Source organism: Dickeya aquatica (assembly GCF_900095885.1).
Lineage (GTDB): Bacteria > Pseudomonadota > Gammaproteobacteria > Enterobacterales > Enterobacteriaceae > Dickeya > Dickeya aquatica.
The window spans coordinates 2,926,091-2,938,701 of the sequence record NZ_LT615367.1 but is presented as its reverse complement, the minus strand read 5'-3'; the positions used below and the strand labels follow the sequence as shown (position 1 = coordinate 2,938,701).

At 49.6% G+C, this 12,611-nt stretch carries 12 protein-coding genes; 7 read left to right on the top strand and 5 right to left on the bottom strand.

The genetic code is table 11. The features are described 5' to 3' along the window. Positions 1 to 106: 106 nt before the first annotated feature. From DAQ1742_RS13245 to DAQ1742_RS13225, 6 genes are all read left to right on the top strand, one after another. Positions 107 to 1,114, top strand: coding sequence for an NAD-dependent epimerase (locus tag DAQ1742_RS13245; protein ID WP_035340920.1), 1,008 nt, complete (start codon positions 107 to 109; stop codon positions 1,112 to 1,114). Positions 1,115 to 1,251: 137 nt separating this feature from the next. Then, entirely contained in the window at positions 1,252 to 2,418 is a 1,167-nt protein-coding gene (locus tag DAQ1742_RS13240; RefSeq protein ID WP_035345837.1) for a nucleotide sugar dehydrogenase, read from the top strand. A 140-nt stretch (positions 2,419 to 2,558) separates the two neighbouring features. Beyond that, positions 2,559 to 3,464: a sugar phosphate nucleotidyltransferase gene (locus DAQ1742_RS13235; RefSeq protein WP_035340923.1), complete on the top strand. Its 906-nt coding sequence runs from the start codon at positions 2,559 to 2,561 to the stop codon at positions 3,462 to 3,464. A gap of 334 nt (positions 3,465 to 3,798) precedes the next feature. Next, complete coding sequence (gndA, locus tag DAQ1742_RS13230; RefSeq protein ID WP_035340926.1) at positions 3,799 to 5,205, top strand: NADP-dependent phosphogluconate dehydrogenase; 1,407 nt, start codon at positions 3,799 to 3,801, stop codon at positions 5,203 to 5,205. Between the two features lie 257 nt (positions 5,206 to 5,462). After that, the gene (locus tag DAQ1742_RS20735; protein WP_255342509.1) at positions 5,463 to 5,585 is read left to right on the top strand and encodes a hypothetical protein; all 123 of its coding nucleotides are present in this window, start codon (positions 5,463 to 5,465) and stop codon (positions 5,583 to 5,585) included. A 255-nt stretch (positions 5,586 to 5,840) separates the two neighbouring features. Further along, on the top strand, positions 5,841 to 6,941 hold the full coding sequence (locus DAQ1742_RS13225; protein WP_035340932.1) for a diguanylate cyclase: 1,101 nt from the start codon (positions 5,841 to 5,843) through the stop codon (positions 6,939 to 6,941). 17 nt (positions 6,942 to 6,958) lie between these two features. Here DAQ1742_RS13225 and DAQ1742_RS13220 read toward each other — a convergent pair whose 3' ends face one another. Beyond that, the gene (locus DAQ1742_RS13220) at positions 6,959 to 7,948 is read right to left on the bottom strand and encodes a VirK/YbjX family protein (protein ID WP_051124020.1); all 990 of its coding nucleotides are present in this window, start codon (positions 7,946 to 7,948) and stop codon (positions 6,959 to 6,961) included. Positions 7,949 to 8,369: 421 nt separating this feature from the next. After that, on the bottom strand, positions 8,370 to 8,855 hold the full coding sequence (locus DAQ1742_RS13215) for a Dps family protein (RefSeq protein ID WP_035340935.1): 486 nt from the start codon (positions 8,853 to 8,855) through the stop codon (positions 8,370 to 8,372). A gap of 532 nt (positions 8,856 to 9,387) precedes the next feature. On the opposite strand from DAQ1742_RS13215, the gene DAQ1742_RS13210 reads away from it, so the two are divergent. After that, positions 9,388 to 9,723 (top strand): hypothetical protein, encoded by a 336-nt coding sequence (locus tag DAQ1742_RS13210; protein ID WP_035340936.1) that lies wholly within the window; start codon positions 9,388 to 9,390, stop codon positions 9,721 to 9,723. Between the two features lie 63 nt (positions 9,724 to 9,786). Here the strand turns inward: DAQ1742_RS13210 and DAQ1742_RS13205 are convergent, their stop codons facing one another. From DAQ1742_RS13205 to DAQ1742_RS13200, 3 genes are all read right to left on the bottom strand, one after another. Further along, positions 9,787 to 11,244 carry an AMP nucleosidase gene (locus DAQ1742_RS13205; protein ID WP_035340938.1) on the bottom strand — a complete coding sequence of 486 codons (1,458 nt, stop codon included), beginning with the start codon at positions 11,242 to 11,244 and terminating at the stop codon, positions 9,787 to 9,789. A 174-nt stretch (positions 11,245 to 11,418) separates the two neighbouring features. Beyond that, complete coding sequence (locus DAQ1742_RS20620; protein ID WP_232046493.1) at positions 11,419 to 11,706, bottom strand: hypothetical protein; 288 nt, start codon at positions 11,704 to 11,706, stop codon at positions 11,419 to 11,421. Between the two features lie 62 nt (positions 11,707 to 11,768). Further along, positions 11,769 to 12,560: a metallophosphoesterase family protein gene (locus DAQ1742_RS13200; RefSeq protein ID WP_232046490.1), complete on the bottom strand. Its 792-nt coding sequence runs from the start codon at positions 12,558 to 12,560 to the stop codon at positions 11,769 to 11,771. Positions 12,561 to 12,611: the final 51 nt, after the last annotated feature.

Sequence of the window (12,611 nt, the reverse complement as noted above, 5' to 3'; positions counted from 1 at the left end):
AGGAGGGTTCTGCCACTCTGGTGAGGTTTTCGATGCTTTGCGGGTGCTGAATCCCGGTGGTGAATGGTATTATCTGCGCCATTAACGTCATATTAAGAGTTGCTGAATGAAAGTTCTTGTTACCGGCGCAGTCGGCTTTATCGGTTTCTATGCCTGTCAGTCACTTTGTGCCGCCGGGCATACCGTTGTGGGGATCGATAACCTCAATAGTTACTATGAGGTATCGCTCAAGGAGGCGCGTCTGGCCCGGTTGCGTGCGCTGCCCGGTTTTCGTTTTGAACGGATAGACATTGCTGATAGCCAGGTGATGGGGGCGTTGTTTGCGGCAGAAAAATTTGACCGGGTGATTCATCTGGCGGCTCAGGCAGGGGTGCGTTACTCCCTGGAAAACCCGATGGTGTATGCCGAAGGTAATCTGATCGGGCATTTGAATGTGCTGGAAGGCTGCCGTCATCATGGTGTTGGCCATTTAATTTATGCGTCTTCAAGCTCGGTTTACGGGCTGAATAGCAAGACACCGTTCGCCCCGACCGATTCCACCGATCACCCCATCTCGCTGTATGCCGCAACCAAGAAATCCAATGAACTGATGGCTCATGCGTATTCGCATCTTTATCGGCTGCCAACCACCGGTCTGCGCTTTTTCACGGTTTACGGCCCGTGGGGGCGACCAGATATGGCGTTGTTCAAGTTTACCCGGCGTATGCTGGCGGGCGAGCCTATCGATATCTACAATCAGGGCGATATGTGGCGCGATTTTACTTACGTCACCGATATTGTTGAAGGTGTATTACGTGTGATGGACAGGCTCCCTGAACCGGTTGCCAACTGGACGGTGGAGTCTGGTTCGGCTGCTACCAGTTCAGCACCTTACCGGCTTTACAATATTGGTCACGGCAGCCCGGTGCGGCTGATGGATTTTGTCACTGCGCTGGAAGACGCGCTTGGCGTGGAAGCGATAAAAAACTTCATGCCGATGCAGGCAGGCGATGTCTATCAGACTTACGCCGATACCCACGATTTATTTGCACTGACAGGCTATCGTCCGCAGGTTGGCGTAGTGGAAGGTGTGCGTGCGTTTGTCGCATGGTATCGGGATTTCTATCAGGTCTGATGATAATGTCGCCGATATGCATGGCATGGTTGGCATAAAACGGCTAGACGGCAATACGCAGTGAACATCTCTGCGCTTTTGCCCTTGTTCTGTGACGGGTGCAACAGTGTACCTCGTAGGATAAATGTGAACAGATGATGAAAATTGCAATTGCGGGTACGGGATATGTTGGGTTATCCAACGCGATGCTGCTGGCTCAGCATAATGAGGTGGTCGCGGTCGATATCATTGCGGAGAAGGTCGAGCGGCTCAATCAGGGTATTTCGCCGATTGTCGATAAGGAAATAGAAGAGTACCTGCGTAACCCTGCACTAAATTTCCGTGCAACGCTGGATGCTGATGAAGCCTACCGCGACGCTGAGTTTGTGATTATTGCCACACCGACGGATTACGACCCGAAAACCAACTACTTCAACACCCGCTCGGTCGAGGCGGTGATTGCCAGGGTGCTGGCGGTGAATCCGGATGCGGTGATGATAATCAAATCTACCATTCCGGTGGGGTATACCCAGCAGGTAAGAGCGCAGTTTGACAGTCAAAACATTATTTTTTCACCGGAATTTCTGCGTGAAGGTCGTGCGTTGTATGACAATCTTTATCCTTCGCGTATCGTTGTCGGGGAACGTTCCGGGCGGGCCGAGCGTTTTGCCAACCTGCTGCTTCAAGGGGCGATTAAAACATCGATTCCTGTCTTGTTTACCGACTCGACCGAGGCTGAGGCGATTAAGCTGTTCGCCAATACCTACCTGGCGATGCGGGTGGCCTATTTTAACGAACTGGATACCTACGCACAGACACTGGGTCTTGACAGTAAACAGATAATAGAGGGCGTGGGGCTTGATCCACGTATTGGTCAGCACTATAACAACCCGTCCTTTGGTTACGGTGGTTATTGTTTGCCAAAAGATACCAAGCAACTGTTAGCCAATTATGAGTCGGTGCCCAATAACCTGATTCGGGCAATTGTTGATGCCAACACCACGCGCAAGGACTTCATTGCGGACTCGGTAATTAAACGCAACCCTAAAGTGGTCGGCATCTATCGGCTGGTGATGAAAACCGGTTCGGACAATTTCCGCGCGTCGGCTATTCAGGGCGTGATGAAGCGTATTAAAGCCAAAGGGATTAATGTGGTGGTGTATGAGCCTGCATTGAAAGAGTCCGAATTCTTCCGCTCTCAGGTGATTCACGATTTAGAGGACTTTAAACAGCTGTCGGATGTGATTTTATCGAACCGTATGGCACCAGAATTGTCTGATGTAATGGAAAAAGTCTATACCCGCGATCTCTTCGGGGCCGATTAAGTGTAATCTAAGCGCCATAGGGAGATACGCTGTGGCGACATAGCCATCGTACACATTAAAGGCCGTCTGCATCCGAAACATCGGTGGTAAGGCACGTCTTTGCTCCTGATGATAAGTAGCCTGTTTTTGAGAGAATACACATGACAGCATTAAAAGCGATTATTCCCGTTGCCGGTTTAGGGATGAATTTATTACCGGTTACCAAGGCTATCCCCAAAGAGATGCTTCCGCTGGTTGATCGCCCGGTAATCGAAAAAATCGTCAACGAGTGTGTCAGCGCCGGAATCAAAGAAATTGTGCTGGTAACACACGCGTCTAAAAATGCGATTGAAAACCACTTTGATACCTCGTTTGAGCTGGAATCTCTGCTGGAAGAGCGCGCTAAACGTCAGTTGCTGGCGGAAGTGCAGTCCATCTGCCCGCCGGGCGTGACTATCATGAATGTCCGCCAGGGCCAGACGCTGGGCCTGGGGCATGCGGTATCCTGCGCTCGTCCGATTATTGGTGATGCGCCGTTTGTGGTGGTGCTGCCTGACGTGGTGATGGATGAGCACTCGGCTGACGCGTCAAAAGACAATCTGGCGCAGCTTATTGCCCGTTTTGAAGCCACGGGGCACAGTCAGGTGCTGGTGAAACACCGTCCGTATGAAGTGCTGCCGGAATACTCGATTGTCGAGTGCGAAAAACCGCTGACGCGCGAAGGTGATGCGGCAGCGATTGTTTCGATGATTGAAAAGCCCGAACTGGCTCCGGTCGAAGGTTCTGACTTGTCTGCGGTAGGGCGTTATGTGCTGACGGCGGATGCCTGGCCGATTCTGGATAAGATTCTGCCGGGCGCATGGGGACGTATTCAGCTAACGGACGCGATTGCTGAGCTGATTAAAACCCAGCCGGTGGACGCGGTTCAAATGGCCGGGCGCAGCTTCAACTGTGGCCGTAAGATGGGGTATGTTCAGGCATTTGTCTCTTACGGGCTGCGTAACCCAGAGCTGGGTGGTGCATTCAAAGCCAAGATAGAATCGCTGTTGAATAAATACCACGCGTAAGTGCATTAGCTTAATGTTTTGATATTGCTTCTTTTGAAACTATCGGCCCGCCTGTTTGTATCACCGGCGGGCCGATAGTTTATGATGCTGCGTATTTTCTATTTCCGGTTATTTTTTGTTTTCGATTATTTTCTGTTTTCGATAAAGAGTGTCTGCTGTTACCGGTAAAACCACCGGCTACAGTGGCTATCATCGGTTATCAACCCCCACCGGCGTACCTGTTGCACCAATCACTATTCACCCAGCGTTAGCTGAGTTACCATGTCAGCCTGCTTTTTATGGCCTGTGGCGAAAGCAGCCGCAGGCAGGTAACCTTCAGACAGGAGTTGCTTTAATGTCCAAACAGCAAATTGGCGTTGTCGGTATGGCGGTAATGGGGCGCAATCTGGCGCTGAACATTGAGAGCCGTGGTTATACTGTTTCCATCTTTAACCGTTCTACAGATAAAACGGATGAGGTGATTGCAGAGAATCCGGGCAAAAAACTGGTGCCATGCTATAGCGTCGAAGAGTTCGTGAACTCTCTGGAAAAACCGCGCCGTATTCTGCTGATGGTCAAGGCCGGGGAAGCGACGGACAAAACCATTGAGTCGCTCAAGCCGTATCTGGAGAAAGGTGACATCCTGATTGATGGCGGTAACACGTTCTACAAAGATACCATCCGCCGTAACCGTGAATTGTCTGCCGAAGGTTTTAACTTCATCGGCACTGGCGTTTCTGGTGGTGAGGAAGGTGCACTGAAAGGCCCATCGATTATGCCGGGTGGACAGAAAGAAGCCTATGAACTGGTGGCCCCGATTCTGGAGAAAATTGCCGCTCGCGCTGAGGGTGAACCTTGTGTCGCCTATATCGGTGCTGATGGTGCCGGTCACTACGTAAAAATGGTGCACAATGGTATTGAATACGGCGACATGCAGCTGATTGCCGAAGCCTATGCGTTGCTAAAACAGGCGCTCGGTTTCTCCAACGAAGCGCTGGCGAGCACCTTTGCTGAGTGGAATAAAGGTGAGCTCAGTAGCTACCTGATCGAAATCACCGCGGATATCTTCACCAAGAAAGATGAAGAGGGAAAATACCTGGTTGACGTGATTTTGGATGAGGCGGCCAACAAAGGCACCGGTAAGTGGACCAGCCAAAGCTCGCTGGATCTGGGCGAGCCGCTGTCACTTATCACCGAGTCCGTCTTTGCCCGTTACCTCTCTTCTCTTAAAAATCAGCGTGTTGCTGCTTCCAAAGTGTTGAGTGGCCCGGTGGCACAGGCCTTCAGCGGTGATAAAGCCGAGTATGTCGAGAAAGTCCGTCGTGCGTTGTATCTGGGAAAAATTGTTTCTTACGCACAAGGGTTCTCACAGCTTAAAGCCGCTTCTGATGAGAATAACTGGAGCCTGAACTACGGTGAAATTGCCAAGATTTTCCGCGCAGGCTGCATTATTCGTGCTCAATTCTTGCAGAAAATCACTGATGCCTATGCAGAGAATGCAGAGATAGCCAACCTGCTGCTGGCACCGTATTTCCGCCAGATTGCAGATGAATATCAGCAGGCGCTGCGTGATGTGGTGTCTTATGCGGTGCAGCAAGGTATCCCAACGCCGACCTTCTCGGCCGCGATTGCCTATTACGACAGCTATCGTTCTGAGGTACTGCCGGCTAACCTTATTCAGGCTCAGCGCGACTATTTCGGTGCTCATACCTATAAGCGCACAGATAAAGACGGTGTATTCCATACCGAATGGCTGGAATAAGATGCCACATACGCCGTGTCGTGTGTTTCATGGTGCGCCTTGATGGAAGGTGAACATTACATCGCACGGTGTGCTTCCGGCGTTGCCCCTGAGTGCGTACTGAGGGGTAATGCCGGTTGTAAAGAAACCGAAAGCATGTTGAAAGGCCGGTGTAATTAATATAACTCAATGTAAATAATGATGTTTTTGTTTTTGGTTCACTTGTTGGAACCCGGTGGTTTTCCTATCATGCAGCCCTCTTGATACCGAGGTAACGCATGAAAAATAGTGTACGACTGGTCAGTGTACTGGCGCTGATAATGACCCTGAGTGGCTGCCTGTTTCCGCCACCCTGGGGCGGGCCGGGCGGCTTTCATTACGATAACCAGGAGCACCCTTAACCAAGTCCCGTACCTGGCTTCGCTATTGTGCCAGCCAGGTTTCTCCTTTCTGTGATTTTCTCTCTTGTTGCCTTCATTCACCTGATAACGCTCTACGCCGTCACCATGGCTCATTGCCCGTTATTTCGTCAGGAGAGGCCATCGGCCCGACAGGACAACAGCAAGAAAAATCTCATCTTTATGAGGTGATTTATCGAATAATTTGGAATAATTAATCTCCGTTTCTCGCATAAGAATTATAAAAAGGAGAGTGGCGTGTCTTTCTCGCCTGATCTTAACGTGGTTGATGTTGATCGCCGCCGGTCTGGTTTGGCATTTGTCCGGCGTGTTTATGTGCCAAGAATGATAGGCCTTGGATTGGGTTTTTTTTATGTCGCCGCAGGATTGCAAACCGCCGCATGGTCGTCCTGGGTATGGGGATTGCTGTTTTTTAACGGTTTTCTTTGGCCGCACCTGGCTTTTCAACTCGCCCGACTGGCACGAGATCCGAAACGATTTGAATTTGGTAATTTACGCTTAGATGCCTGCCTGGGAGGGATATGGATTGGCATGATGGGGCTAAATGCCCTGCCATCGGTATTGATACTCGCGATGATGGGGATGAACAACATTGCGGCCGGTGGTTTGCGTCTGTTTTTACACGGGGTACTGATTCAGGCAGTGAGTGCGCTGGTGGCGCTCGGGTTGAACGGCACAGAGGTGATGTTTGCCACAACACCAAGACAAATCTATTTCTGCCTGCCAATGTTGTTTATTTATCCCATTTTTGTTGGGCTGGTGACTTATCGCACGGCTATCAAGCTTGCTGAACACAAACAACAGCTGCGGGAAATGAGTATTCATGATGGGATGACCGGGCTGTATAACCGCCATCACTGGGAACAACGGCTACAATACGAATTTGAACAGTGCGTGCAGCACCAGCGTGTCGCCACGCTGGCTTTACTGGATATCGATCATTTCAAGCACATTAACGACAGCTTTGGGCATCGGGTCGGTGATGATGTGATTTTACTGCTTAGTCAGGGAATGAAATCGATGCTGCGGAAGTCCGATATCACCGGGCGGTTTGGCGGTGATGAATTCGGTATGGTGTTACCACAGACACCGGTTGCCCAGGCAGAACCTATTGTCCAGCAGTTGCGTGAGCATCTGCTGGCGATTCAATTGCATCAGGCTCCGTCGTTACAGGTGGGAATAAGCGTTGGTATGGTGCAATTCCAGCCGGAATTTACCGATTATCAGGACTGGCTAAAAGCAGCTGATGTGGCTTTGTATCAGGCAAAAGCGAGTGGGCGCGGTTGTACGGTCTGCCTGTCGCCACTTGATGCGCAACCTGTTCTGGCCGGAGCCTGACCCCGGCCAGCGGTCAGTCAGCTCGCCAGTGGGTGCAGCGTTCTGTCCTGCCTGGTGCCAGGCATATGTGTGGGCGATACTTCCGTCGCCGTGGCATGGCCGAGCGTCTGTTGGATCTCCCGGTTAATTTCATCGAGCAATTGGTAGCGGCGTTGATATTGTGCCCGTTTACGGCTCGGGAGTTCATCTGACGTTTTTCGCGCAATATGCAGGGGAATGTGATAGAGCCCGCCTTCGCGTTTATCGGCACTGACCGATAACCAAAACTCGCTATAGCTGGAGAAGCGTACTTTGTTTTTGCGATAACAATAGCGCAGGTTCTGATAGACGTGGTTTTCATCACCGACGGCTAGAATGGTATTGATACCATTCAGGTGGGTCAGCGTCAGCAGGCATTCCAGTAATAACCGTTTGGGAAACAGGCCAAAACAGGCTTTGGATGCTTCTTTGATAAGTTCGCGTGTCTGGTCATTACCTTTACCTTGCAGTCCCCCTATTATGACAGCACGGGTGTTATGGTCGTGCACCACGGAGAAAGTCAGTGATGCCAGTACCACGTTATTAAAGCGAATACGCAATGTCGCTTCTCCTTCCTTGTCATAGCGCGAAGCGCTGCAAAGAATGGCGATACTTTCACCGTTCTTACCGTTAAAACGCGCAAGGCAATATTCATCCTGACTTAACAACGCCTGTTTGAGAAAAGGGTTAGCCAGCGAGTCAACGAAATGATAGTGAGAGCAAATGGCATCAGCCCGTGCGGCGGGGCGCAGGCTGGCATATAAATAGGGGCGGTGAATTTTGCTGGGGAGTGCAGGCTGTACCAGCACCGCTCTTCGCATCGACGGGCTTTTGATTATCTGGCGTAAATACATTAGCGTTATGGCAGGCATGAATAATGAGCGCAATAAAAACTTGGCCTTAATATCATTTTTATGCCAGATCTTCTTACCAAAAAAATAACCACCAAGTAAATGATAAAAAACTGATAATGCAGATGTATTTTCCATTTTTCTCTTACCGTATAGGTGTGACCACAACAAAATAAATATATCTGATATATTTATTTTGTTGTGATTAATGAATGGGTTAGCTTATTTAAATCCTGTAAAGAAGATGTATGCTAACCTCAGCTATTTATGTCAGTGTTGCTGATTATAGTGATGTGAAATAAAAGTAAAATCGTAATCTCTGTGTTGTTGAATATTGATTTAGTGAAGGAAGGAAAGAGTAAATAATAAAATTTCCGTTTGGCTTTTATTTAAACTTGGCAGGAAAAAAAAGCGTATTCTGAAATAATGGCATGTTGTCTATCACCCAAGCGGTGATGGGGAGAAAGCGGCCACGAAATCTCATTACTGTGGTGTGCGGCGGGTTTGCCAGCGGTCAGTTCTCCGGCTCGGTCTGGCTGAGCGAGCCGGAGCAGCCGGCTTATTTCAGATAGGCGTTAAACATCCAAATCTGTTTTTCCTGTTCTTTGATATAGTCCGTCATCAAGGAAGCGGTGCCTTCGTCACTGGCTTCAGCCGCGAGAGGCAAAATTTCACGCTGCTGTTGCAGTAATACCGCATAACCGGCCAGCAACCCTTCCAGTGTTTTCTTTCCGTCGGTGGCGTTAATGTCTTCCTGAATATCTGCCACTTTCAGATAATCACTGTAGGCATGCAGCGGTTGTCCACCCAGTGCCAGAATACGTTCTGCCAGCTCATCAATTTTCAGCAACAGCTCGTTGTAGATTTCCTCAAACTTAGCGTGCAGCTCAAAAAACGCTGCACCGGAAATATTCCAGTGATACCCACGCACATTCATATAAAGAATCTGGTAGTTAGCCAGCAATGTGTTCAGTCTGGTGACGATCTTTTCAGATTGCTGTACATCCAGGCCAATCGGGCTTTTCTTCTTCTTACTGCCTGCCATATCACTATCTCCTTTTGTTTCTGTTTGCATACTTATACCGGTGGGTGCCCTGCACGCCAGCCAGATGAAATGCGCCCACCCGAGATTGGCAAGCGTATCCCGTTCAGCCTGGCGGCCTCTCCATCATAGGCCGATTTATCGCTTTTTACCGCGATAATGGATTTTTCATGTTGCTCAGGCATGTTATAGGGCCATTTATTTCGTAAGCCTTTGCGGTATATCACGTTATTGTGCAATCTATGCTGCGCCAGTGTGTGGCTGTGACGCTGACACGCACACTACACCGGCACCGGTGCCAGTGTTTTTGGGCGCAAAAAAGCCTTTTTCCAGGCCTGCATGTATGATTACCTCTACCTCTCTGTATGTACGCCGCTATACCGCTTTATTTCCCGCCTGCCTGGCCGGATTCTCCATGTGTTGCATTTACCTGTTCGGGCGTTGGGCGTAGAGTTATTACTCTGATATTTATACAGATACTTCTCATAACATCAGTTTCAGCGGGAACGGTGAGAGGAGAGTAACAGAGTGAGTAATGATGAATCCCTTCACAGCGGCATGGAGCCGCAATGGTAATTTGTTGTGCCACGGCCACTGGATTATTCGCTACCAGCAGCACGAGATAACCTTGCCAGAGCCTTATCGGGAACAACATCTGGGGACTCTGGGTATCTATTCGGTGATTGACCCAGACGATGAATTGTACCGCGACGGGCTCGATGAGGATGACTGGATCCTGGCAAACGTGGACTGGCTTGCCGACTGTTTTGCACACCATCAGGTGCCAATTGAAGAGCGCTATTTTCGCTTTTTCTATCAGGCGGTAAACCCGCATGACTGGCGCTGTACCAGCTGTGCGGGCTGTATGTGACAGGCTGAGATCTGACGGATGCACCCACGATGACCCGTCAGAAACAGCGGTGGATAGCCCGATTTAACGGAAGGGCGGTTCGTTAAAGGTACGCAGTTTGCGTGAGTGCAGGTGCTCCGCTTCGGCACGCAGCAGGTCTACGGCACGAATACCGATTTGCAGATGTTCAGAAATTGCGCCTTCATAAAACCGGTTGGCCTGGCCCGGCAGTTTTATCTCACCGTGCAGGGGTTTATCCGAAACGCACAACAGCGTGCCGTAAGGCACCCGAAAGCGGTAGCCCTGTGCAGCAATGGTCGCACTTTCCATATCGACGGCCACCGCCCTGCTGAGATTAAATCGCAGTGCCGATGCACAATAACGCAACTCCCAGTTACGGTCATCCGTGGTCACAACCGTACCGGTGCGCAGGCGTTGTTTCACCTCTTCACCGGGCATACCGCTCACCTGTTTTGTGGCGTCGTACAGCGCTCGCTGCACTTCAGCAATGCTGGGGATAGGAATATCCGGCGGCAGTACCGAATCGAGTACGTGGTCATCACGCAGGTAAGCATGGGCTAACACATAATCGCCGATGGACTGGCTTTCACGCAGGCCGCCACAGTGGCCAATCATCAGCCAGGCATGCGGGCGCAATACCGCGAGGTGGTCGCAAATGGTTTTGGCATTTGACGGGCCAACGCCGATATTCACCAATGTAATACCGCGCCCCTCGCGTGAAATCAGGTGATAGGCGGGCATCTGGTGATTTTTCCATGCCAGATCCGACACGGCTTGCTGCGGGTTCTCGCTCTCGGCGTTAATCAGCGCACCACCCGCGCAGGCGAGCGCCTGATAAGGGCTGGCAGGGTCGGCAATTTGATCGCAGGCCCAGCGCACGAACTCGTCCACATAACGGGTGTAGTTGGTAAACAAGACGAAGGGCTGAAAATGCTCGGCACGCGTACCGGTATAGTGGCGCAGACGCGCGAGTGAAAAATCGGTACGCAGCGCATCAAAGTGTGACAGTGGCGCATGATCGAGACGCTCGAGCAAGCCATCAGCGGTTTCATCACCAATTTGCGACAGTGATGGGGTGGGGAAATGCTGCGCCAGCGCGGCGCTCATGGAGCGCTCAAGCCCCAGATTGGCTCCGTCTATCACATAGGGGTAGGGGATTTCCTGTGCAGAAGGGGTGACTTCAATCGTGGCCGAGTATTCGTTTTCTAAAATCGCCAGTTGCTCAGCCAGATAGGCACGGAACAGGTGTGGTCGGGTAATGGTGGTGCAATAACTACCACTGTGGGTCAACCGGCCATAGGCTCGGGTCTTGTTGTGTTTTTGTGATAATCCATCCCAGCTGATGCGTAATTGAGGGTAGACAAATAACCCATTGGCGCGAGCCGAAGCATCTGGTGGCGTACCTTGTGCAATAAAGTCGCTGATAGCGCTACGCAATGCGTTGACGGCGTTGTCATACAGCGCTTCCAGTCTGTCTAACGCTGCGCTGGCGGACAGGCCAGCGCCGGGGGCATAACTCATCTTCACTCCTTCTCTTTGATGCAATCACCGGTATCAGTATGTGCCCGCATTGTGACATACCCGATATCCGCGCACGATGGGAGAAACAGGAAATAACAGCCACCGGCGAGGCGCACCATACGAGGAGGGGCGAACAAGTCCTCCAGACGCAGTGACCAAGATAGCGGTGCTGCCTTAATGAAATGATTTATGTTTGAAAAGATCCCATTTGTAATTTGGCCATAGTTTTCTCAAGCCAAAATGCTCCTGGCCTTCCGTAATACCATCACCGCCATTATGTGCTTTGGCGATATCAGACCAGGGATATTCTTCATTCAGGGACTGGCTGGTACAGTCATTCTGTTTTGCTCTTAACAGATAATTGACCGACTGGTCATCAATTTTTATGTCATATTCTGGATAGTGAATATCTTTAAGGAAGTTCCAGGCTTCGAACAGTACGGTATCCTCTGCGATACGCATAATAAACCCATACCCCTTCTCGATGAGTCCATTCTCTGTTCGGTTAAATGAAGGGATTTCAATCAGTGTGCCGAATTTTTTTGCATCGCCTCCAGAACACCAAACCCATTGTGAATATGCCCTGATATGATGAATGTTTCTGGGTGACGTAATAAAATCTCTTTGATTCTTTTATCTTGTTCACCAAAGCCGCCAAAGAGATTTGCGCGCCAGTGTGTGTCATTCAATGACTGATGAACGATGACAAATTTCTTTTTGCCCTGTGTGTTTTCATTCATTTTTCCTTCAAACCATCTCAGTGTGCTTTCATCAAAAAAAGCTTGGTCTTTTAAGCCGCGGTCTGTGTTTAATGCGATGAAATGGTGCCCGTCAATCCATTCGTCAAAACAAGCATGTCCCGTAACATGTTTTGCAAACAGTGAGTTGATTTGTACGTATTTTTCAATCACAACTTTATAATAAGGGTTGTCAGCTTTAGGATCTTTTACCCAGATTTTACTATCTGGCCCCCGGACATCATGATTTCCAAGTATGATGATGGCTTTCTTATTATTAAAGTAATTTATTGTGGAGTTGATTGTTCTTTCTATGAAATCAATATTTTCAGCGATATCACCAGGAATAATGATGGCATTAACATGATGATTTTGGGTGATGTTTTTCAATGCAGTTTCAAAATCACTTAACAAAGCATTACTACTGATGTGCAAATCACTGACTATCGCAATTGATGTTTGATAACTCTCTTGGCTATTATTCTCCTTCTGGCAGGTAGTGGTGCTGTTCGAAAATGCAGGCAAAGAGCTGGCTACCGATAATAATGCGGCAGATTTTATAAATAATCTTCGTTTCATTTCTCTCTCCACATATAACGAGTTCTTAATATCAGTGATAAGGCTTGTGTC